The following is a 21,187-nucleotide window of genomic DNA, read 5'->3' as shown; positions in this document are numbered from 1 at the left end:
GAAGGCCGGCAAAGTCCGCCGAACCTCTCCTCCGTCATGGTCGGGCTTGACCCGACCATCCACAAGCCTTTGAAAAGAATGGATCCTCGGGTCAGGCCCGAGGATGACGGCGTGCTTGGAGCAATGTTTGCCGTCAAACTGAACCCCGGCCGATCCCATCGGCCGGGGTTTCCATTGCGGGCAGGGAAGGTTCAGGGGGCGACGGCGACGTCCACCCAGAAGCGGGTGAAGCCCTCGGCGAAGTCGCGGTAGCCGCTCAGTGTCGAGGGCTTGACGGCGTAGGCATTGGCGCCGTTTTCATAGGCACGGCTCACGTCGGTCATGTTCGACGACGAGGAGAGCATGATCACCGGCGTCACGGCGGTGCGCGACCGGCCGCGCAGGCGTTTGAGCAGTTCCATGCCGCTGGTGCCGGGCATGTTGATGTCGAGAAGGATGTAATCGAAGACTTCGGCGTCGAGCCGGTCGTAAGCCAGTTCCGCGTCGGCCACGTGGGTGATTTCGATCGGGCTGCCGGCCTCGCTGAAAGCGCGCATGACGAAGCGTACATCGACGGGATCGTCATCGACGACGATCAGCTTCCTGGCCGGAACTCCCACGATCGTTCCACCTCGATTTTATGGGTTGCGGAAACGTCACGACGAAGCGTGCGCCCGGACCATAGCTCGTGTCAAGCGCTATCACGCCGTTATGGCTCTCCACGATCCGGCGGGCCAGCGCGAGGCCGACCCCTGTGCCCTGATAGACCGTTTCGTCACGGTGAAGCCGCTGAAAGACCTCGAAAATACGCTCGACATGCTGCGGATCGATGCCGATGCCGTCATCCTCCACCACGAAATCGATTCCCTTCCCCGCCTGCCGGGAATAGACGCGGACGGTCGGGGCCACGCCGGGGCGGCGGTATTTCAGCGCATTGCCGATCAGGTTCTGCGCCAGCCGCTTCAGAAGCTCCGGGTCGCCCATGATTTCCGGCAGCGGCTGGACATCGACCCTTCCGCCGCTTTCCTGCACGTGGCTTTCGAGAAGCGCCAGCGCATCGCGCACCACATCGGAGAGCGCGACCGGCTTCGGCGATGTGATGCGATAGGCGATCTGGGAGAATTCGAGCAGGCTGTCGATGATCCGGCGCATGCGCGCGGCGCTCTTGCGCACGTGGTCGGCGTACTGCGGCAGTTCGGAGAACTCCCCCCGGTGCAGGTCTTCCGAGATCATCTCGGCGAACATGGACAGGTGCCTGAGCGGCGCCTTCAGGTCATGCGAGACCGTGGCGGTGAACTGGTCGAGCGCCTCGTTCTTGAGACGCAGTTCGTTGGTCTGCGCCTCCACCCGCCGCTGCTGCCGCTTGGCCTCCGTGATGTCGCGCCCCACGCTGACGACCTCGCTGACCGCCTCGCCGTCGAAGATCGCGACGGCCGTCCAGAGCGTCCACGCCTCCTCGCCGTCGGGTCCCTCCGAGCAGACCTCCTGCGTGCGCACCGGCTCGTCCCGGCTGAAGGCGGTGATGTCCGTAAGCTTGGCCCTCTGCTCCGGCGAATTCGCCAGGTCGGCAAGGTTCCTGCCGATCAGCTGCTCGGCCTTCAGGCCGAAGCGTCCGGCATATTTGTCGTTGGTGAAGCGGATGGTCAGATCCTTGTCGAAGCGGAGGATCATGTCGGGCAGGATCTGCAGCAGGGACAGATATTCGCGCCGCTTGGCCTCCAGCGCGGCCTCCGCACGCTTGAGGTCCGTCACATCGACGCGAAGCGCGACGATGTCCCCCGTCTCAGCGACGTGGCTCTCCAGCCGCAGCCACCGGTCGCCGTCATAGGCCAGAACCGTGCCGCCCGCGCCGGGCGTTCGGTGCTCCTCCAGGCGGGCCTGGACGAACGCCTCCGCCTCGGGCGTGCCCTCCCGGATGCCGGTATAGATGCCCGCCCTGACGCTGGCGCGCAGGATGCTTTCCAGCGTCGCCCCGACGCGCACGTTTTCCCGCGCGGAGCCGCAGCGCTCCTTGTACATCCGGTTGAATATGACGAGGCGCTCCTCGCGATCGAACACGGCGAAGCCCTCGGGCATCGTATCCAGGGCCGCGCTGACGCGCTGTCCCAATAGTATCTGCTCGCCATGGCTGCCGCCGCTCAGCAGGCTGCGCAGCAGGAGCGCGTAACGGGCATCCGTTCCCTCGCCGGGCAAGGCGATGACATGGGCCGTGGCATCGAACAGGGAGCCATCCGCATGGCGAAAGCCGAAGGGGTAGGCATTCTCCCGCCCTTCCTGGGCGTGCCGCGCCAGGAGCGCCGAGACTTCCTCCCCGTCGACGACCGGCAGATCGGCCGGCTCGCGGCCTTCCCGGGCCCAGCCGAAGGTGCGGCCGGCCGCCTCGTTGTAGGAGACGACGCGCGCATCCCCGTCGACGATGAGAACGGGAAAGGGAAGATCCCGGTAAAGTGCTGCGGCAAAGCCGTCCGCAATCGCCGTCATGCCTGCAAAGCCTTTCTCCCGTCACGATCGCGCCGGCACAGGTGCCCGTGGACCGAAGGAAGACTAGGCAAAAGCACGGACGAAGAAAAGCCGCAGGACCGGCGGTGTCGCAGCTTCCCGGTTTTCAGCCTCAGCCGGCGCGGACCGTCGGCTGGCCGGCGGCCGCGAGCGCCGCAAGGTCGGCGGGCTTCAGTTCGACCGATTCGCCGCAGCCGCAAGCCGACGTCTGGTTGGGGTTGCGGAAGGTGAAGCCGGAACGCAGGGTCGTGACCTCGAAATCCATCTCCGTGCCGAGCAGGTAGAGCACGGCCTCCGGCGCGACCCAGACGCGGGCGCCGCCGTGTTCGATCAGGTCGTCCTTGGCATTGGGCTCGGTCACAAGGTCGATGGAATACTCCATTCCCGCGCAACCGCCCTTCCTGATGCCGACGCGGATGCCCTTGGCATCGCCGCCGGCATTGTCGACGATCGCCTTGACGCGGTCCGCCGCCGCATCCGTGAGTGTCATGACTGCAAAGGCCATGGGCCGTTTCTCCTTCGCCCGGCCGGGTTCAAGGCCCGGCGGTTTCCGAATCCAATCTAGTGGCCGGCGATCGGGCTATCAATACCAGCCGACGGCGACCTGCGCCTCTTCGGACATGCGGTCCGGCGTCCACGGCGGATCGAAGGTCATCTTGACCTCGACGCCGGACACGCCTTCCACCGCACCCACCGCGTTCTCGACCCAGCCCGGCATCTCGCCGGCGACCGGGCAGCCGGGCGCCGTCAGCGTCATCTCGATCTTGACCATCCGGTCGTCCTCGATGTCGATCTTGTAGATCAGGCCGAGCTCGAAGATGTCGGCCGGGATTTCCGGGTCGTAGACGGTCTTCAGCGCGGAAATGATGTCGTCGGAAAGGCGCGCCAGCTCGTCGGCCGGGATCGCCGATTGAACGATACCGTCGCGGACGTCGATCTTGTCTTCGGTTGCGTCGAGGGACATGGGCCTACTCCTCAGGCGAAGAACTTGCGGGCATGGTCGAGCGCGTCGGCGAGTGCATCCACCTCGGCGCGCGTGTTGTACATGCCGAACGATGCCCGGCATGTGGAGGTGACGCCGAAGCGTTTCAAGAGCGGCTGGGCGCAATGGGTGCCGGCGCGCACCGCAACCCCCGCCCGGTCGATCACCATCGACACGTCATGCGAATGGATGCCTTCCAGCTCGAAGGAGAAGATGGAGCCCTTGCCGGGTGCCGTACCGAAGATGCGCAGCGCATTGATCGACGAAAGCCGTTCATAGGCGTAGTCGCGCAGGTCCGCCTCGTGCGCGGAGATCGCCGCACGGCCGATCTTCTCCATGTAGTCGAGAGCGTAGCCGAGGCCGATCGCCTGCACGATCGGCGGCGTGCCGGCCTCGAAGCGGTGCGGCGGATCGTTGTAGGTGACGATGTCCTCCGTCACGTCGACGATCATCTCGCCGCCGCCCTGGAAGGGGCGCATCTCCTTCAGCCGGTCCGTCTTGCCGTAGAGCACGCCGATGCCGGACGGGCCGTAGAGCTTGTGGCCGGTCATCACGTACCAGTCGCAGTCGATGTCGCGCACGTCGACCGGCATGTGCACGGCGCCCTGCGAACCGTCGATGAGCACCGGGATGCCGCGCTCGCGGGCGATGCGGCAGATCTCCTTGACCGGCACGATCGTGCCGAGCGCGTTCGACATATGCGTGATGGCGATGAGCTTCGTGCGCTCGGTCAGGCACTTCACGAAGTCCTCGATATGGAACGCGCCCGTGTCGTCCACCGGCGCCCAGACGAGTTTTGCGCCCTGCCGCTCGCGGATGAAATGCCACGGCACGATGTTGGAATGGTGCTCCATGATCGAGAGCACGATCTCGTCGCCCTCGCCGATCCTCGGCATGCCGTAGCCGTAGGCGACCGTGTTGATCGCCTCGGTCGAGGATTTCGTGAAGACGATCTCGTCGACCGAGGCGGCGTTCAGGAAACGGCGCACCTTCTCGCGCGCCGCCTCGTAGGCGTCCGTCGCGGCGTTGGACAGGAAGTGAAGGCCGCGATGCACGTTTGCATATTCATTGGAATAGGCGTGCGCGATCGCGTCGATCACCATCTGCGGCTTCTGCGCCGAGGCGCCGTTGTCGAGATAGACCAGCGGCTTGCCGTAGACGGTCTTCGACAGGATCGGAAAATCCTTGCGGATCGCCTCGACGTCGTAGGCCGTTGCGGGTGTCGGCAGCGCGTGTTCCATCTCGTTCGTCCTTTGTCGGGCGCTTGTCAGGCGTGCTTGTCGAGCCAGCCGGCGATGACGCCTTCCAGCGCCTCGACCAGCGGCTCGTCTTCCAGTTCCTCGACGATCTCGGCGACGAAGGCGTTGACCAGCATGGCGCGCGCCTTGTTCTCCGGAATGCCGCGGGCCATCAGGTAGAAGAGCTGCGTGTGGTCGATGTCGATCACGGTCGCGCCGTGGCCGCACTGCACGTCGTCGGCGAAGATCTCCAGTTCCGGCTTGGCGGAGAAGTCGGCCTCGTCGGACAGAAGCAGCGTGTTGCACGACATCTTCGCGTCGGTCTTCTGCGCGTCCGGCGCCACGCGGATCTGGCCCTGGAAGACGCCGCGCGCGCGGTCGAAGACCACGTTGCGGATGACTTCCGTCGACGTCGTGTTCGGCACGTCATGGCCGACCGTGAAGGTCACGTCGTTGTGCGTCTCGCCGCCCAGCAGGTTGATGCCGCGCAGCTTGAGGTCCGAGCCCTCTCCTGCCACCACCACGTGGATTTCCTGCCGCACGAGCTTGCCGCCGGCATTGACCACATAGAGGCGCAGCTTCGCATCCGCGCCGAGCGTGACGCGGATCTGGCCGAGATGCGTATCGGCGGTCCCCTGGGCCTGCAGGACGACCCAGGTGATGTCCGCACCGTCGGCAAGCGTCAGGTCGCTGACCGTCGTGACGAAAGCGGCATTGTCGCCCGCCGCCAGGTGGCGCTCGATGACCGTCGCCCTCGCACCGGCGCCGAACGTCACCGGGAAGCGCGTATGCGTCTGGCCGGCATTCTGGACGGTCTGGATTTCAAGCGGGGTCTCCAGCTCCGTTCCGGCCGGCACGTCGAGCACGAAGCCGTCGCGCACGAACGCGCCGTTGATGCGGCCGATGGCATCGTCCCCGTCGCGGGCGGCAAGGCCTTCGGCGGCGGTGCCGTCGGCGAGCGCATCGGCGAAGGTGCGGACCGTCACGCCGGCGGCGGCGGCGCGCGTGTCGGCAAGGCCGTTGGCGACCGAAAGCACGGTGGAGCCTTCGACCAGCGGACCGGCCTTGGCGGCGGAGGCCGCCGGATCGAAGGCCGGCACGGCGCGCAGCAGCGCCTTGAGGTCCGTATAGTGCCAGGCTTCGACGCGGCGCGTCGGAAGGCCGGCTTCCTTGAAGTCGCTGATCAGCGTATCGCGGGCGGCGAGCACGGCGCCATCGCCCGGCAATTCGCCGATGGCGTGGTCGTAGGCCTCGCAGAGCGCGGTCTCGGCGACCGAAAGCTTCATGCCTGTCTGCATGTTCATGGGATCACTCCTTCACCGCGCCTCAGGCAGCAGCACCGATGATGTCGGCATAGCCGTTCGCTTCCAGCTCGTGCGCCAGCGTCTTGTCGCCCGACTTGACGACCTGGCCCTTGTAGAGAACGTGGACCGTATCCGGCACGATATAGTCGAGCAGGCGCTGGTAATGGGTGATGACGATGATGGCCCGGTCCGGCGAACGCAGCGCGTTGACGCCGTCGGCGACGATCTTCAAGGCGTCGATGTCGAGGCCGGAGTCGGTCTCGTCGAGCACGCACAGCTTCGGTTCCAGCAGCGACATCTGCAGGATCTCCGCGCGCTTCTTCTCGCCGCCGGAAAAGCCGACGTTGAGCGGCCGGCGCAGCATTTCCGGGGCGATCTTGAGCTCGGCGGCGGCTTCCTTGACGCGGCGCATGAAGTCCGGCGTCGTCAGTTCGTCCTCGCCGCGCGCCTTGCGCTGCTCGTTCATCGCCACCTTGAGGAACTGCATGGTGGCGACGCCGGGGATTTCGACCGGGTACTGGAAGGCAAGGAAGATGCCCTTGGCGGCACGCTCGGACGGGTCGAGCTCGAGGATGCTCTCGCCGTTGTAGAGGATGTCGCCCTCGGTGACCTCGTAGTCCTCGCGGCCGGACAGGATGTAGGACAGCGTCGACTTGCCGGAGCCGTTCGGGCCCATGATGGCGGCGACTTCGCCGGCCTTCACGGTGAGGTTCAGGCCGCGGATGATCTCGGTGCCGTCTTCGGCGATGCGAGCGTGCAGATTCTTGATTTCAAGCATGATGATTCCATTCCTCAATTCGATCGGAGCTCTGCCACCCTTGTACAAGCTCTACTTAGGCTTTCGCTTCTACTAGCTGCCCTCTGGCAGTCCCACTGCTCACGGATAAACTGGCAAAGAGCCCTATTGTATCCTAGTCCTTGTACGGCGATCGCTCCTTGTTCAGGTACAATATCCAAGCGAAGTGGCTTTTTTGCTTTTTTGGCGATATTTATCAATGTCGCTTTAGGATCCAGCAAGGCATCAGGATTCTTTGGTAATAAGGATGGCCTAACCCCAAGATACGCAGCAAAATCATCCGTATCGGCAAGAACCCAAGATTCAATTTCTCTCACTGCTATCCTAAAAATAAACCTTTCAGGCTTTTCCAATGACTTGAACCATTTTTCCTTCAATTTAGGCGCACAAGCTTCTTTATCTAAATCCGTTATCATCAAGACGGGGTAATACTGAGACATCTCAATGAAACTCTCAATTTTTGATTTCAAGTATCCAAATCCATTTTTACGTAACGTCTTAAATGCGAAGCCGGAACCAAGAACGCCCTTAATTATTCTAATACCAACCTCTTCGCTAAGCTCGTCCTCAACAGCGAGATACATGAAGCCCATCAAAGCAACTCCAGTTGCATTTTTTGACCTCGATTTCGTTGTGCTGCAGGCAAAATAACCTCGGCAACCGTAAGCCCCGCCTTGAGTGCAATCTGCTCCTGATTACTTGCTCCACGAATGCTGGTTCCCTCGGTAGATGGCTCCAGCATGACTAAACTTCGTCCATCGATCCCCGCGTTATCCAACATCGATTTGCTATGGGTTGTTACCAAAACTTGGCGCCTACGCTTCTGTGTTCTTTGTACGGATGTAATAAGATATGGAATTTGCTGAACGATCTCTTCGTTTAAGGAGAGTTCGGGCTCTTCCAAAAGAAGTAATGAATCACCGTCCAAGAGAAGCCAAAATAAAGCAATAAGCCTAAGCGTGCCATCCGAAAACTGATCTTCCAGCTGCCGTGCTCCTTTTGGCCGGTGATGTTCGTACCGAATCTCAAGATGCGGTCTTCCTGTCTCATCAGGCGAGAAGCTAAGATCGTTTAAATGTGGTACCACTCGCTTAAGTGCTGTCTCAATTCTTCTAAGCCTCGAATTTCTTGTTTTCTCAGGGGTTTTTGCCAAACGATCCATAAAAGCCTGACCGAAAGGGTCATTCTCCAAGGTACGTCCGCCAATCAAATCACCAAATTTAAGAAGTTGAGGAACAACATGAAGGTAACTGATATTTGAGAAAAAATCCGCGAGGCCTCTAAACTCACGGTTAGCCTGAATTTGCTCCATGGATGTTTGTGTTAAACGTGCTGGATCTTGCCGATCATTCTGATCCGGGCGATTGATTATTTCCGACTCGACACCATTGTCGTCGAAATGGGTAACGCGCTCCGATTTAATAACTGGACGTTGCGCTCCCTTTCCTTCAGACACAACCGAAAGCTCATACTTCCAAGTAGGAGCTTCCGCGTCAGAGGAATTGGAAACTTCAATTTGCAACTTTATTTCAGGATGAGAGCGAGCATGAAGGCAGCGGAGTTTTTTTAAACCTCCGCGATCGGCGATCGCTTTTTGAAGGCCGCCACCAGTTGGTTTGGCAATATCGCGAAGAAATCTAAAAACATCCAGAAAATTAGATTTTCCCGATGCATTGATGCCAAGAATGTAGCTGACTTCTCTCAACCTAGCCTCAGCGCGTTTAAAATTGCGCCAATTGGTGAGTTGTACCTTAGTGACAATCATCGGAAATACCTCTCATCCGGTCAGCCGACCGAGCCTTCCAGCGAGATGCCGATGAGCTTCTGCGCCTCGACGGCGAATTCCATCGGCAGTTCCTGGATGACCTCCTTGACGAAGCCGTTGACGATCAGCGCGATCGCCGCCTCTTCCGGAATGCCGCGCTGGAGGCAGTAGAAGAGCTGGTCTTCGGAAATCTTCGAGGTGGTCGCCTCGTGCTCGAACTGGGCGGTGGCGTTCTTCGCCTCGATATAGGGCACCGTGTGCGCGCCGCACTTGTCGCCGATCAGGAGCGAGTCGCACTGGGTGAAGTTGCGCGCGTTCTCCGCCCGGCGGTGGGCCGAAACCTGGCCGCGATAGGTGTTGTTGGAGAAGCCCGCGGAAATGCCCTTGGAGATGATGCGGCTCGACGTGTTCTTGCCGAGATGGATCATCTTCGTGCCCGAGTCGATCTGCTGGTGGCCGTTCGAGACGGCGATCGAGTAGAACTCGCCGCGCGAGCCGTCGCCGCGCAGGATGCAGGACGGGTACTTCCAGGTGATGGCGGAGCCCGTCTCGACCTGCGTCCAGGAGATCTTGGAGTTCCTGCCCCGGCAATCGCCGCGCTTCGTCACGAAGTTGTAGATGCCGCCCTTGCCTTCCTTGTCGCCCGGATACCAGTTCTGGACGGTGGAATACTTGATCTCGGCATCGTCGAGCGCGATCAGCTCGACCACGGCGGCGTGCAGCTGGTTCTCGTCGCGCTGCGGCGCGGTGCAGCCTTCGAGGTAGGAGACGTAGGCGCCCTCCTCCGCGATGATCAGCGTGCGCTCGAACTGGCCGGTGTTCTTCTCGTTGATGCGGAAATAGGTGGAAAGCTCCATCGGGCAGCGAACGCCCTTCGGCACGAAGACGAAGGAGCCGTCGGTGAAGACCGCCGAGTTCAGCGTGGCATAGAAGTTGTCGGTCGTCGGGACGACGGAGCCGAGGTACTTCTTCACGAGGTCGGGATGCTCGCGGATCGCCTCCGAGATCGACATAAAGATCACGCCGGCCTTCTTCAGCTCTTCCTTGAAGGTCGTGACGACCGAGACCGAGTCGAAGACGGCGTCGACGGCGATCTTGGACTTTTCGACGCCCGCAAGGATTTCCTGCTCGCGCAGCGGAATGCCGAGCTTCTCGTAGGTCCTCAGCAGCTCCGGATCCACCTCGTCGAGCGATTTCGGCCCGCTCTGGTTCTTCGGGGCGGCATAGTAGTGGAGGTCGTTGAAGTCGATCTTCGGATAGTCGACGCGCGCCCAGGTGGGCTCTTCCATGGTCAGCCAGCGGCGATAGGCCTCCAGGCGCCATTCGAGCATCCATTCGGGTTCGTTCTTCTTGGCCGAGATGAAGCGGATGATCTCTTCGGAAAGGCCCTTCGGCGCCTTGTCCATCTCGATCGTCGTCTCGAAGCCGTATTTGTACTGGTCGACGTCTATCTGACGGACCTGATCGATCGTTTCCTGCACCGCAGGCATGTCGTTCTCCAATCTTGCCGGATCCAAGGTCCGGCAGTTTGTCAACGTCTGGCGGATCCTCCCGCCGGTTATGTAAGCGCCAAAGGAGGCTTTTCCCACCTTTTGGCAAGCGAAAACTCGCCTTTCCTCAAAATTCGCCTCAGGCCGCGGTTTCCGCCATCCGCCGCCGCGAGACCACGCGCGCGAACGTGGCCAGGAACCGTTCCACATCCCCCTCGCCCGAGCCCGGCCCGAGCGAGACGCGCAGCCCGCCGAGCGCGGTATCGAAGCCCATGGCCGCCAGCACATGGCTCTGCCCGACCTTGCCGGAGGAGCAGGCCGAGCCTGCCGAAAGCGCGATGCCTTCGAGGTCGAAGGCGATCTGTCCGGTTTCGGACTTGAGGCCCGGCAGGCTGAAGAAGGAGGTGTTGGCGATGCGCTCGACGTCCGCGCCATGGATGAGGACGTCGCCGGCCGCCGCACGCATGCCGGCTTCGAGCGCGTCGCGCAAGCCTGCGATCCGCGCGTTGCGCTCGGCCATGCCGGCGGAAGCGGCGCGCGCGGCCGCGGCAAAGCCGGCGAGCGCCGCCGGGTTCTCCGTGCCGGAGCGGTGCCCCTTCTCCTGGCCGCCGCCGCGGACTAGCGGCGCGGGCATCAGCACCTCGCCGCGCGAGACGAGCGCGCCGGCGCCCTTCGGGCCGCCCAGCTTGTGGGAGGAGAGGATGAGGAAATCCGCATCGAGCGCCCCGATGTCCACCGGCATCCGGCCGACGGCCTGCACCGCATCGACGACGAGCAGCCCGCCATGGCGGCGCACGATCTCCGCGACCGCCTTGACCGGCTGCACGATGCCCGTCTCGTTGTTGGCGAGCATGACCGCGACCATCGGCAAGCCGCTTGCCTTGTCGTGGCCTTGAAGGAGCGTTTCCAGAATGCCGGCATCGACCAGGCCGGCGCGGGTGACCGGAACGGCCGTGACGTTTTCCCGGGCAAAACGGCCGCCCTCGCGGACCGCCGGATGCTCGATCTGCGAAACATACAGATGGCCGACGGCAAGCGGCGTGCGGCCCATCCGGTAATCGGCCGTCAGAACCAGGTTGGCCGCCTCGGTGGCGCCGCTCGTGAAGATCACATGCGCCGGAGCGGCCCCCACCAGCGCCGCGACGTCGCGGCGCGCGGCTTCGACCAGCATGCGCAGCGCCCGCCCCTCGCCATGGACGGAAGACGGATTGCCGACCATGTCGAGCGCGGCGACAACGGCCTCGCGCGCCGCCGGCAGCAAGGGCGCCGTGGCGTTCCAGTCCAGATATGTGCGCTGCATCTTCGTCATTATTTGTCCGTGCGCGTCCGGCAAGTTCAGGGCGGCGTGCATTTTTCTTGAAATTTCCGTCGGGCTTGCCTTATGACACCAAGCTCACGGCGCCCGATATGCGCCCAACCAGTTTCGAACAGTTCTAAACTAGGTTCTAGAAAAGCTGAGTGCTTTCGTCAAGACTTCAGTTGACAAGAATCCGTTCCAGAACGCGAACGTGCCGGAGTAAGAATGCCCGAAATCATCTTCAACGGACCTGCCGGTCGCCTTGAAGGCCGCTACCAGCCGTCCAAGCAGAAGAACGCCCCCATCGCCATCGTGCTGCATCCGCATCCGCAGTTCGGCGGCACCATGAACAACCAGATCGTCTACCAGCTCTTCTACATGTTCCAGAAGCGCGGCTTCACGACGCTGCGCTTCAACTTCCGCGGCATCGGCCGCAGCCAGGGCGAGTTCGACCACGGCGCGGGCGAGCTGTCCGACGCCGCCTCCGCGCTCGACTGGGTGCAGAGCCTGCATCCCGATTCCAAGAGCTGCTGGGTCGCCGGCTATTCCTTCGGCGCCTGGATCGGCATGCAGCTCCTGATGCGCCGCCCGGAGATCGAGGGCTTCATGTCGATCGCCCCGCAGCCGAACATCTACGATTTCTCGTTCCTGGCGCCCTGCCCGTCCTCCGGCCTCATCATCAACGGCGACGCCGACAAGGTGGCGCCGGAGAAGGACGTCAACGGCCTCGTGGAAAAGCTGAAGACGCAGAAGGGAATCCTGATCACGCACCGCACCGTGCCCGGCGCCAACCACTTCTTCACCGGCCACACAGAAACGCTGATGGCCGAATGCGAGGACTATCTCGACCGCCGCCTTGCCGGAGAGCTGACGCCTGAGCCGGCCGCCAAGCGCATCCGCTGACCGGCCGCAGTTCCGGAAAGCACCTGAATGCACAAGGCCCGATGGTTCCGCCATCGGGCCTTTTCCTTGCCGTCAGTTCGCCCGCTTGACGACTTCGAGCACGACGGCCGGAGGCTCGGCCGCGCGCACGCAGTCGCGTCCGGCATTCTTGGCGGCATAGAGCGCATCGTCGGCCCGGCGCATGGCGAAGCGCAGGGGCTCGTTCGCCCCGATCTCCGCCACGCCGAAACTCGACGTGACCCGCACGGCCGGCGGCAGGCCGGGAACGGGCGAGACGGAGCGGGTCGCGCGCAGCGCATGGGCGAAGAGCAAGGCCGCCTCCTTGCCGGTGCGCGGCAGGAACAGCAGGAACTCCTCCCCGCCGATGCGGGCGGCGAGAGCGCCCTTCGGCGCGGCTGCCTGCAGCATCTCCCCAAAGGCCCGGATGGCGGCGTCGCCGCCCTGGTGGCCGTAGGTGTCGTTCACCGACTTGAAATGGTCGAGGTCGCAGAGCACGATGCTGTGCGGCCCCTGCCCGGCCATCAGCGCGCCGACGCGATTGTCGAAGCCCCGGCGGTTGAGCAGCCCGGAGAGCGGATCGACCTCGGCATTGACCTTCTCGTCGGCCACGATCTCCAGCACCAGCACGCAGAGCAGCATCAGGCCGACGGCGACGATCAGCACCGCGCTCATGCTCTGCGACAGCAAGGCGAACTGGCTGGAGATGTAATCCTTTGCCGTGGTGCCCGAGCCGGCGAGAACGGCGGCGAAGGCCTTCACGATGAAATGCGCGCTCGTCAACGCCAGCAGCACGACGAGCGCCCGGTCGACGAAGGTTTTCACCTTCGCCCGCCAGGCGGCCCAGGCGCTCATGCCGAGCGCGACCGCAAAGGGCGCCTGATAGGGCAGCGCATGCTGCAGCGTGCCGCGCGGCAGGTCGTAGATCACGTAGTCGAGCGCCACGAAGGCCGCGAAAACGGCAGCGAGGAGCGCGCGGTTGGTCTTGACGCCGTAAAGGTGGCCGATGCCGACGCGCAGCATGAACATGCCGCCCAGCACCGAGGCGAAGGCGAGGATCGCCCACGGCTTCGGCGGGGGAACATAGGCGACGAGAAGCTCGAAGATCGTGGACAGCGAGGCGACCGCGAAGCATCCGGCGAACCAGCGGGCGGCAACGCGGTTGCGGCTCCTGGCGGAAACCGCCAGGAAGAACATGCAGAAACACTGCGCGATGAGGAAGTTCACCGTCAGCAGGAAGCCTGCGCCACTCATCGGCCACCCTATGCAAGATCAAAGGCCGTACCGTGCAGAAACGCCCCGGAACGATCCGAAGCGATGCTAGAGAGCGGCGGCGAAAAAAGCGTTAACCGGCGGAGGCTGCTTTCCGCACTATGCCGCCGGTGACGGGCGCCTTCACGCCGGTCGTTCCGGGAAACGTGAGCGGCAGGCCCCGCAGGGAGCGCACGGCGAGATAGGCCCAGGCCTCCGCCTCCATGCTGTCGCCGTCGAGGCCGATCGCCTCGGCCGCAACGACCTCCGCGCCCTCGACCTCGGCGAGCGCCGCAAGGTCGCCCATGATCACCCGGTTGAGCCGCCCGCCGCCGCACACGACATAGAGCTTCGGCCGCTCCGGCAGGTGCCGGGCGGAACGCAGGATCGCCGCGGCCGTGACGTGCGCCAGCGTGCGCGCACCGTCCTCCAGGCTCGCCTCCGCCCCTTCCGGCGGGCGGAAATCGTTGCGGTCGAGCGAACGGCGCACCGGGTCGGAGAAGAAGGCATGGCTGAGATAGCGCTCGGCAAGCGCGGGATCGACACGGCCCTCCGAGGCGATCATGCCGCCCTGGTCGTAGGGAATGCCGGCATGGGCCTCCACCCACTGGTCGATCAGCGTGTTGCCCGGACCGCTGTCGTAGGCGACGATCCCGCCGCCGCTTCCGATAAAGGTGATGTTGGAGATGCCGCCGATGTTGACGAACACCACGGCCTTCGCGCCGGCGCCGGAAAGGCCGGCGGCGAGCGCGGCGTGATAGGCGGGGATGAGCGGCGCGCCCTGCCCGCCATGCGCCATGTCGTTCGCCCGCATGTCGCAGACCACGTCGATGCCGGTCTCGCGCGCCAGAAGCCCGCCGTCGCCGAGCTGCACCGTCAGGCCCGCATCCGGCCGGTGCAGCACCGTCTGGCCGTGGAAGCCGATGACGTCGATGCCCGAGGCCTCCAGACCGTTCTGCGCGAGGAATTCCCGCACGGCCCCGGCGTGGCGAAGGGTCAGCTCCCGCTCGATCTCCGCGAGATCGCCCGGCCTCTCGGCACGCTCCCCGATCGTCCTCGCCGTGTCCAGCGCGCCCTGGAGGCGTCTGCGGAAGGCGACGTCGTAGGGGCGTCCCATGGATGGACCGCGCTCGACGACGGCCTCGCCGTCGGTCCGCACCAGCGCGACGTCGATGCCGTCGAGGCTGGTTCCGCTCATCAGGCCGATCGCCGTGCGTATAGCCGTCATGCCGCTCTCTCCAGAATCACTTTTGGAGTGATTATGCGCGTAAACGGTGCTAAACGCCCGGCGGTCCGCCGGAAATTCTTGCCCGGCCGAAACGATCCCACCAGAGAGACAGGCCATGTCCGAATTCAAATCCGATTTCCTTCGCACGCTGAAAGAGCGCGGCTTCATCCACCAGATTTCCGATGAGACCGGCCTCGACGACCTCCTCGCCAAGGAAACTGTGACGGCCTATATCGGCTATGACCCGACGGCCTCGAGCCTGCATGTCGGCCACCTGACCCAGATCATGATGCTGCACTGGTTCCAGGCGACCGGACACCGGCCGATCTCGCTGATGGGCGGCGGCACCGGCATGGTCGGCGACCCGTCCTTCAAGGACGAGGCGCGCAAGCTGATGACGGTCGAGACGATCGAGGAAAACATCGTCTCGCTGAAGCACGTCTTCGCCAACTACCTCGACTACGACCGAGCCCAAAACCCGGCGCTGATGATCAACAACGCCGAGTGGCTTCGCCCTCTCAACTACCTGGAGTTCCTGCGCGACGTCGGCCGGCATTTCTCGGTCAACCGCATGCTCTCCTTCGACAGCGTGAAGACGCGCCTCGACCGCGAGCATTCGCTGTCCTTCCTCGAATTCAACTACATGATCCTCCAGGCCTACGACTTCGTCGAGCTGAACAAGCGCTACGACTGCCGCCTGCAGATGGGCGGCTCCGACCAGTGGGGCAACATCGTCAACGGCATCGACCTCGGCCACCGCATGGGCACGCCGCAGCTCTACGCGCTGACCTCGCCGCTCCTGACGACCGCGTCGGGCGCGAAGATGGGCAAGTCGGCGTCCGGCGCCGTCTGGCTCAACAAGGACCTGCTGCCGGTCTACGATTTCTGGCAGTACTGGCGCAACACCGAGGACGCCGACGTCGTGCGCTTCGCCAAGCTCTTCACCACGCTGCCGATGGACGAGATCGACCGGCTGGCGAAGCTCGGCGGCTCGGAGATCAACGAGGCCAAGAAGATCCTCGCCACGGAAGTAACCGCGATCCTGCACGGCCGCCAGGCCGCCGAGCAGGCCGCCGAGACCGCGCGCAAGACCTTCGAGGAAGGCGCGATCGCGGAAAACCTGCCGTCGATCGAGGTGGCGGCCGGCGAGCTCGATGCCGGCATCGGCCTCCTGACGCTCGTCGTCAAGGCCGGCCTTGCCGCCTCCAACGGCGAGGCCCGCCGCCATGTGCAGGGCGGGGCCGTGCGCATCAACGATTCGGCCGTCTCGGACGAACGCCGCGTGGTCGGCACCGCGGACGTTTCCGCCGACGGCGTGATCAAGCTCTCGCTCGGCAAGAAGAAGCACATCCTCGTCCGGCCGGCCTGAGGCTGGCAGGACGACCGATCGAGGGCCGCCCTGGGGCGGCCTTCCGACTGCGGACAAAGGACGCCCAACCTCTCCACCGTCATGGTCGGGCTTGACCCGACCATCCATAAGCCTTTGAAAAGAATGGATCCTCGGGTCAAGCCCGAGGATGACGGCGTGCTCCGGGGGAATGTTGCGTCAAACCAGGCCGCCTCCGGGCGCCCCTCTCACTGGAACTCGAAGATGTTGCGGAAGACGCCCGGCGCGATGATCGAGAGCGGGTTTATGGTGAGCCTCGGCTTGTCGAACGCGCCGGAGAGCTTGAAGGTGATGCCGATCAGGCCGCGGTCGTTGCCGTTGCCGAGGAGGATGCCGATCAGCGGCAGTTCGGCGAAGAGCCGGTTGAGGCCGTAGGCCGGCATGAAGGTGCCGGTCATGTCCGTCTGGCCGTTGGCATCGCGCACCGTGCCCTGGAAGGTCGCCCCGACCGTCTCGCCGCGCACCACGCCGTTCGCAAGGCTGAGGGAACCGCCGCCGGCGCGCACCTGCGCAAACCCGCGCGAGAACTTGACGGCGCTGACGTCGATCTCGCGCCGCACGGCGTCATTGAGGCTCCTGCCGCTCTCCCCGGCCGGCGTCGAGACGAGCGAGCGCAGGCGCTCCTCCCCCACGAGGGAGAAATTCCGGATATCGACCGAGCCGAGCCAGCCGCTGTTGGCGGTCTCGCGCAGCCGCACGTTCAGGAGGCCGCCGCGCATGTGGCGGTAGATGTCGGCAAAGCGCGCGATCGCGCCGGCATCGCCGCTGGTCAACTGGATGATGTCCGCGCCGTCGTTGCCGGCAAGCTGCCCGACCACCGGCGCGCCGCTCGACGTCACCGCGGAAAGCTCGAGCGCCGAAATGCGGCCGCCGGTCGTCGTGTAGCGGAAATTCACGTTGGAAAGGCTTTCGCCGTTGAAGCCCACCGCTCGCGCCAGGTTCGCCTGAACACTCGCGCCCTGTTTTCCGCCATCGCCATCGCCGCCGCTGCCGCCGCCCGCCGGGTTCTTGAGGCGTGCCAGCACCTGGCGGACATCGGCCGCTTCGCCGTCGGCGACCACGGAATAACCGGACTTGCCGCGCTCGACCTTCAGGCGGAACCGGTCGTCCGCCGAAAGCCGGACCGAGGAGAAACTCGCCGAATCCAGCGTGGAGCCTCGGAAGACGAGGTCGCCGGCAACGTTGAAGCCATCGCCGGCAAAGCGGAAATCGGAAACCCTGGTCGTGCCGTCCTTGGTGTCCGCCGTCAGCGTCACCTTGCCGCCGATCCCCGCGCCCTTCGTCCAGCCGATCCAGGGAATTGACACGGCCGCGCCGCTCACGTCCGCCTCGACGGTCCGCGGCCCGTCGCCCTCCTGCTCGAGCCGTACCGCGATATCCCCCTCCAGGACGTCCTCCAGGCCCGGAAGCAGCTTCCGGCGGTCCCTGTTGTCCAGCGTGCCGGAAAGGATCGTCTTGCGCGGAACGCCGGCGTTCTTGTTGACCGGCTCGATCAGTTCGAGGTCGAGCGTCACGCCGTCGATGTCGGCCTTGGCGTCGAGGTCGGCCATCTGCGGGTCGATCGCAAGCAGGCCGCGCAGCGCCTTCACCTCGCGGCCGGCTATGGGCTTGCGCACGTCCACATTGTCGAGCGTCAGCGCGGCGGTCCATTCCGGCGGCGGGGGATTGTGCGCGGCGATGAGGCCGAACCGCGCCTTGACCTTCGCCTTCACGAGGCCGCTGAAATCCTCCGGCGTGAAGCCGGTCGAAGGGAGCGCCCGGATCGGCCGGTAGGTGACCAGCTCGGCGATGGCGTCGGCATTGCCCGCGACATCGATATCCATGTCCGCCATCAGCGGCTTGGTGTAGTTGTCGGGCAGCACGAAGGTACCGCCGGTGAGCGCGACGGCCCGGCCCGAGGGGAAATAGGCCGTGCCGCCGGTAATGCCGATCTCCGTACGCGGGCCGCGCAGGCGGAAGGTCCCGGAGGTGTCGCGCAGCGGCGGGATCTCGCCCGCCACGTTCATGCGCGCGCCTTCGATGTCGAAGTCGATCTTCAGCTCGTCCGCTCCCAGATGCATCGGCACGCCCGGTTCGCGCTCGCGCCCTTCGGCAAGGTAGAACTCGATGCGGCCGTTCGTGACGGTGCCGCCGAAGATGTTCTTGATCACCCAGCTGCGCGCCGTCTTGGCCATCCAGAAGGGCCAGAACTGCTTGACCGCCGCCGATTGCAGTTCGCTGGCGATCATGACGAAGCTCACCTCCGGCTCCCGGTCGCCGAAGCGCATGGCGAGCGAACCGGCGACGTTGCCTTTCTCGCTCGACACCGCCATCTCCTCGAACAGCAGGTTCTTCGTCTTCGGCAGGTAATAGCCGTTGACCTTGGCGTCGAAGCGGATCGGCGCCTCGGTGGAATCGACAGGCCGGCTGATGGCGTTGCTGAAGACGAGGTCGATGGCAAACCCCTTGTCCGGCCTGTCGGAAACCCGGTCGAGGTCGATGAGGCCGCCCGTGAAGGGAAAATGCGACTGGCCGACGCTCGCATCCGTTGAAGCCAGCTCGATGGAGCCCTTGTCGAAATTGTAGCTCGCCCTCACCGTGGACGGACGAAGCTGCGCGGCGATCCCGTCGCCATAGACCGCGCCCGCCGCCAGCTTCACGTCGAGAACCAGGTCCGGCCCTGCCCCGTCGATCTCCCGCTTCGCGCCGATGGAGAGGTCCGCCGTCGTGTCCAGCCCGGAATGAACGACGCCTTCCGGCGTATGGTTGAGGAGGAAATCGCCGAGCGCGATGTTGCGGATCGCTCCGTCGATCGTGCGGACGGCTCCGCCGCCGGTCTTCGCCGTGAGGTCGATCTCGCCCTCCCTGCCGTCGAGCGAGAAGGTGCCGCCGATCGACATCGTGCCCTCGCCGTCGCGGGAAAACCGGAGGCTGGCGATCGAAAGCACGACGGGCCGGCCGTCCGAGCCCTCGAAGGTCGCGCCGAGATCGGCAATGCTGAAGGTCTGCATGCCGTTGGCGTCGATCAGGCGGTTGACGCCGTCCAGCCGCTCGAAGGTGGTCTCCAGATAATCCGGCACGTCCGAAATGCGCAGCGCCGCAAGATCGAGCGGCTTGCTCCTCGGCAAGAGCGCCGCGTTGAACGTGACGCCGCCCACGTCGAGGCGGGAGACCGCGATGTGGCCGGAGGCAAGCGCCAGGGGATCGAGCACGATGCCGACGGATTCCGTCGTCGCCAGCTCCTTGCCCGATTCGACCTCGATGATCCGGGCATCCTCCGCCTTGAGGGCAAAGCCGCTGAGGCCGGCAAGGCGCAGCACCGTATGGTCGACCGAGGCACGATAGCGCGGCCCGAGCGCCTGGTTGAGCGCGGCAACGGCGCGGGCGTTCAGCGTGCTGTCGAAAAGCCCGGTTTCGACGAGCCCGATGATCAGCGCGAGGAGGAACAGGAAAAGCGCGGCGGTGGCGGCGGCGAAGCGGCAGAAGATGCCCATGCGGCCCGCCTCGACCGCATGCAGGACGATGGGCTCATGCGCCTTGGCGGAGGGCAACTCGTGCAGCGGAACGATGTCCTTTCTGCGGAACACGACTTTCTCGCCGCGGATCTCTCCCATCTCGCGATTGTTTCCTCTGCCCCTGCGCGCCGCTTTATCCAACGGAATCGCCGCGCGTCGTCCGCTCGCCGCTGGACGATTCTGCCTGCCACTATATATGCGGGAGGCCGTGTGCTTGACTCAAAAAGCCGGCCAAAGAAAGGAAATCCCATGGCAGAACTGGCACCGGGCGAAAAAGCGCCCGATTTCACCCTCCCGCGCGACGGCGGAGGCACCATTTCGCTTTCCCAGTTCCGCGGCCGGCCCGTCGTCCTGTTCTTCTATCCGAAGGACGACACGGAGGCCTGCACGATCGAAGCGAAGGACTTCACCGCCGCCAAGGCCGATTTCGATGCGGCCGGCATTGCGCTCATCGGCCTGTCGCCGGATCCGGTGAAGAAGCACGACAGGTTCGTCAAGAAGCACGGCCTCGGCGTGCCGCTCGCCTCCGACGAAGGCCTGGAGACCCTGGAAGCCTACGGCGTGTGGAAGGAAAAGAGCATGTACGGCCGCACCTATATGGGCGTCGAGCGCACGACGGTCCTCGTCGACGCCGCCGGCGGGATCGCCGAAATCTGGCCGAAGGTGAAGGTCAAGGGGCATGTGGAAGCCGTGCTCGAAGCCGCCAAGAAACTTTAAATATTTTTGACAAGGTATTGGAATGAGAGAGCTTCCGCATATCGAAAGCCTGCGCGGCGGCACCACGGCGGCGATCGCGGCCGCCGACCTCGACCTGAAGACCGCGCTGGCGCAGGAGACGGCGCGGCGCTGGTTCGCCCGCACGCTCTCGATGCGCTCGCCCCGCGACCCGGCCCTGCCCGCGCGGCCGGGCCGGCCGGAGAAGCCGGAGCTCATTCCGCCGAAGCACATGGAAAAGCGCTCCCTGCACACGGTGAAGGGCCGCATCGCCCTTCTCCATGCGCTCGCCCATATCGAGCTCAACGCCGTGGACCTCGCCCTCGACATCGTCGCCCGCTTCACGACGGAGCGCGTGCCGCATTCCTTCTTCGACGGCTGGATGCAGGTGGCTTTCGAGGAGGCCAAGCACTTCCGCCTCATCCGCGACCGCCTGCGCGACCTCGGCGCGCAATACGGCGACCTGCCGGCCCATGACGGGCTGTGGCAGGCCGCGCACGACACGCGCAACGACCTGACCGCCCGCCTCGCCGTCGTGCCACTCATCCTCGAAGCGCGCGGCCTCGACGTGACGCCGACCCTTCAGGCCAGGATGCGCGAGACCGGCGACCACGCCAGCGCCGACATCCTCGACATCATCTACAACGACGAGAAGGGGCACGTGGCGGTCGGCGCCAAATGGTTCCGCTTCCTCTGCGCCCGCGAGAAGAAGGACCCGTCCGCGACCTTCAAGGAACTGGTCCGCGCGAATTTCCGCGGGCCGCTCAAGCCGCCGTTCAACGACGTCGCGCGTGCCGAGGCGGGCCTGACGCCCTCCTTCTACCGCTCGCTCGTTTCCGTGAGCCAAAGCTGATATTTGCTGT

Annotated in this window: 18 protein-coding genes; 4 read left to right on the top strand and 14 right to left on the bottom strand. The window is 64.5% G+C overall.

Annotation, left to right across the window (positions count from 1 at the left end; all coding sequences use genetic code 11):
- Positions 1-191: 191 nt before the first annotated feature.
- The 11 genes from ACIIOY_RS16960 to ACIIOY_RS16910 form a co-directional block, all read right to left on the bottom strand.
- The gene (locus ACIIOY_RS16960) at positions 192-599 is read right to left on the bottom strand and encodes a response regulator (protein WP_411035853.1); all 408 of its coding nucleotides are present in this window, start codon (positions 597-599) and stop codon (positions 192-194) included.
- Entirely contained in the window at positions 562-2,460 is a 1,899-nt protein-coding gene (locus ACIIOY_RS16955; protein WP_411035852.1) for a PAS domain-containing sensor histidine kinase, read from the bottom strand. The genes ACIIOY_RS16960 and ACIIOY_RS16955 overlap by 38 nt, the downstream gene beginning before the upstream one ends.
- 130 nt (positions 2,461-2,590) lie before the next feature.
- Positions 2,591-2,983 carry a Fe-S cluster assembly scaffold SufA gene (gene sufA, locus ACIIOY_RS16950; RefSeq protein WP_411035851.1) on the bottom strand — a complete coding sequence of 131 codons (393 nt, stop codon included), beginning with the start codon at positions 2,981-2,983 and terminating at the stop codon, positions 2,591-2,593.
- A 78-nt stretch (positions 2,984-3,061) separates the two neighbouring features.
- Positions 3,062-3,442, bottom strand: coding sequence for an SUF system Fe-S cluster assembly protein (locus ACIIOY_RS16945; protein ID WP_411035850.1), 381 nt, complete (start codon positions 3,440-3,442; stop codon positions 3,062-3,064).
- 11 nt (positions 3,443-3,453) lie between these two features.
- A complete protein-coding gene (locus ACIIOY_RS16940; protein WP_411035849.1) occupies positions 3,454-4,701 on the bottom strand; it encodes a cysteine desulfurase in 1,248 nt (415 codons plus the stop codon).
- A 26-nt stretch (positions 4,702-4,727) separates the two neighbouring features.
- Positions 4,728-6,002 carry a Fe-S cluster assembly protein SufD gene (gene sufD, locus ACIIOY_RS16935; RefSeq protein ID WP_411035848.1) on the bottom strand — a complete coding sequence of 425 codons (1,275 nt, stop codon included), beginning with the start codon at positions 6,000-6,002 and terminating at the stop codon, positions 4,728-4,730.
- A gap of 22 nt (positions 6,003-6,024) precedes the next feature.
- Positions 6,025-6,780 carry a Fe-S cluster assembly ATPase SufC gene (gene sufC, locus ACIIOY_RS16930; protein WP_411035847.1) on the bottom strand — a complete coding sequence of 252 codons (756 nt, stop codon included), beginning with the start codon at positions 6,778-6,780 and terminating at the stop codon, positions 6,025-6,027.
- A 14-nt stretch (positions 6,781-6,794) separates the two neighbouring features.
- Positions 6,795-7,391, bottom strand: a complete 597-nt coding sequence (locus ACIIOY_RS16925; RefSeq protein ID WP_411035846.1) for a hypothetical protein — start codon at positions 7,389-7,391, stop codon at positions 6,795-6,797.
- Positions 7,391-8,563, bottom strand: coding sequence for an AAA family ATPase (locus ACIIOY_RS16920; protein ID WP_411035845.1), 1,173 nt, complete (start codon positions 8,561-8,563; stop codon positions 7,391-7,393). The genes ACIIOY_RS16925 and ACIIOY_RS16920 overlap by 1 nt, the downstream gene beginning before the upstream one ends.
- A gap of 20 nt (positions 8,564-8,583) precedes the next feature.
- The gene (sufB, locus tag ACIIOY_RS16915; protein ID WP_411035844.1) at positions 8,584-10,053 is read right to left on the bottom strand and encodes a Fe-S cluster assembly protein SufB; all 1,470 of its coding nucleotides are present in this window, start codon (positions 10,051-10,053) and stop codon (positions 8,584-8,586) included.
- 139 nt (positions 10,054-10,192) lie between these two features.
- On the bottom strand, positions 10,193-11,353 hold the full coding sequence (locus ACIIOY_RS16910) for a cysteine desulfurase family protein (protein WP_411035879.1): 1,161 nt from the start codon (positions 11,351-11,353) through the stop codon (positions 10,193-10,195).
- A 222-nt stretch (positions 11,354-11,575) separates the two neighbouring features.
- On the opposite strand from ACIIOY_RS16910, the gene ACIIOY_RS16905 reads away from it, so the two are divergent.
- Positions 11,576-12,253, top strand: a complete 678-nt coding sequence (locus ACIIOY_RS16905; protein WP_411035843.1) for an alpha/beta hydrolase — start codon at positions 11,576-11,578, stop codon at positions 12,251-12,253.
- A gap of 72 nt (positions 12,254-12,325) precedes the next feature.
- Here ACIIOY_RS16905 and ACIIOY_RS16900 read toward each other — a convergent pair whose 3' ends face one another.
- Complete coding sequence (locus ACIIOY_RS16900) at positions 12,326-13,504, bottom strand: GGDEF domain-containing protein (protein WP_411035842.1); 1,179 nt, start codon at positions 13,502-13,504, stop codon at positions 12,326-12,328.
- A 91-nt stretch (positions 13,505-13,595) separates the two neighbouring features.
- Positions 13,596-14,729 (bottom strand): anhydro-N-acetylmuramic acid kinase, encoded by a 1,134-nt coding sequence (locus ACIIOY_RS16895; RefSeq protein WP_411035841.1) that lies wholly within the window; start codon positions 14,727-14,729, stop codon positions 13,596-13,598.
- Positions 14,730-14,844: 115 nt separating this feature from the next.
- Between ACIIOY_RS16895 and tyrS the strand changes: the two genes are divergently transcribed.
- Positions 14,845-16,098 (top strand): tyrosine--tRNA ligase, encoded by a 1,254-nt coding sequence (gene tyrS / locus ACIIOY_RS16890; protein ID WP_411035840.1) that lies wholly within the window; start codon positions 14,845-14,847, stop codon positions 16,096-16,098.
- 206 nt (positions 16,099-16,304) lie between these two features.
- Here the strand turns inward: tyrS and ACIIOY_RS16885 are convergent, their stop codons facing one another.
- The gene (locus ACIIOY_RS16885; RefSeq protein WP_411035839.1) at positions 16,305-19,709 is read right to left on the bottom strand and encodes a YhdP family protein; all 3,405 of its coding nucleotides are present in this window, start codon (positions 19,707-19,709) and stop codon (positions 16,305-16,307) included.
- Positions 19,710-19,859: 150 nt separating this feature from the next.
- Here ACIIOY_RS16885 and ACIIOY_RS16880 point away from each other — a divergent pair, with 150 nt between their 5' ends.
- Both ACIIOY_RS16880 and ACIIOY_RS16875 read left to right on the top strand, forming a co-directional pair.
- The gene (locus tag ACIIOY_RS16880) at positions 19,860-20,327 is read left to right on the top strand and encodes a peroxiredoxin (RefSeq protein ID WP_411035838.1); all 468 of its coding nucleotides are present in this window, start codon (positions 19,860-19,862) and stop codon (positions 20,325-20,327) included.
- Positions 20,328-20,349: 22 nt separating this feature from the next.
- Positions 20,350-21,177, top strand: a complete 828-nt coding sequence (locus ACIIOY_RS16875; protein WP_411035837.1) for a ferritin-like domain-containing protein — start codon at positions 20,350-20,352, stop codon at positions 21,175-21,177.
- Positions 21,178-21,187: the final 10 nt, after the last annotated feature.

The organism is Shinella agrisoli, from assembly GCF_046557955.1.
In the GTDB taxonomy this organism is placed as follows: domain Bacteria; phylum Pseudomonadota; class Alphaproteobacteria; order Rhizobiales; family Rhizobiaceae; genus Shinella.
Note: the sequence above shows the minus strand (reverse complement) of the source record. Positions and strands in the feature narration are given on the sequence as shown.

Bases quoted from the DNA above. Each gene is read 5' to 3' on its own strand.
- ACIIOY_RS16955 (WP_411035852.1), bottom strand. From the start codon at position 2,460: ATGACGGCGATTGCGGACGGCTTTGCCGCAGCACTTTACCGGGATCTT.
- sufA (WP_411035851.1), bottom strand. From the start codon at position 2,983: ATGGCCTTTGCAGTCATGACACTCACGGATGCGGCGGCGGACCGCGTC.
- ACIIOY_RS16945 (WP_411035850.1), bottom strand. From the start codon at position 3,442: ATGTCCCTCGACGCAACCGAAGACAAGATCGACGTCCGCGACGGTATC.
- ACIIOY_RS16940 (WP_411035849.1), bottom strand. From the start codon at position 4,701: ATGGAACACGCGCTGCCGACACCCGCAACGGCCTACGACGTCGAGGCG.
- sufD (WP_411035848.1), bottom strand. From the start codon at position 6,002: ATGAACATGCAGACAGGCATGAAGCTTTCGGTCGCCGAGACCGCGCTC.
- sufC (WP_411035847.1), bottom strand. From the start codon at position 6,780: ATGCTTGAAATCAAGAATCTGCACGCTCGCATCGCCGAAGACGGCACC.
- ACIIOY_RS16925 (WP_411035846.1), bottom strand. From the start codon at position 7,391: ATGGGCTTCATGTATCTCGCTGTTGAGGACGAGCTTAGCGAAGAGGTT.
- ACIIOY_RS16920 (WP_411035845.1), bottom strand. From the start codon at position 8,563: ATGATTGTCACTAAGGTACAACTCACCAATTGGCGCAATTTTAAACGC.
- sufB (WP_411035844.1), bottom strand. From the start codon at position 10,053: ATGCCTGCGGTGCAGGAAACGATCGATCAGGTCCGTCAGATAGACGTC.
- ACIIOY_RS16910 (WP_411035879.1), bottom strand. From the start codon at position 11,353: ATGCAGCGCACATATCTGGACTGGAACGCCACGGCGCCCTTGCTGCCG.
- ACIIOY_RS16905 (WP_411035843.1), top strand. From the start codon at position 11,576: ATGCCCGAAATCATCTTCAACGGACCTGCCGGTCGCCTTGAAGGCCGC.
- ACIIOY_RS16900 (WP_411035842.1), bottom strand. From the start codon at position 13,504: ATGAGTGGCGCAGGCTTCCTGCTGACGGTGAACTTCCTCATCGCGCAG.
- ACIIOY_RS16895 (WP_411035841.1), bottom strand. From the start codon at position 14,729: ATGACGGCTATACGCACGGCGATCGGCCTGATGAGCGGAACCAGCCTC.
- tyrS (WP_411035840.1), top strand. From the start codon at position 14,845: ATGTCCGAATTCAAATCCGATTTCCTTCGCACGCTGAAAGAGCGCGGC.
- ACIIOY_RS16885 (WP_411035839.1), bottom strand. From the start codon at position 19,709: ATGGGAGAGATCCGCGGCGAGAAAGTCGTGTTCCGCAGAAAGGACATC.
- ACIIOY_RS16880 (WP_411035838.1), top strand. From the start codon at position 19,860: ATGGCAGAACTGGCACCGGGCGAAAAAGCGCCCGATTTCACCCTCCCG.
- ACIIOY_RS16875 (WP_411035837.1), top strand. From the start codon at position 20,350: ATGAGAGAGCTTCCGCATATCGAAAGCCTGCGCGGCGGCACCACGGCG.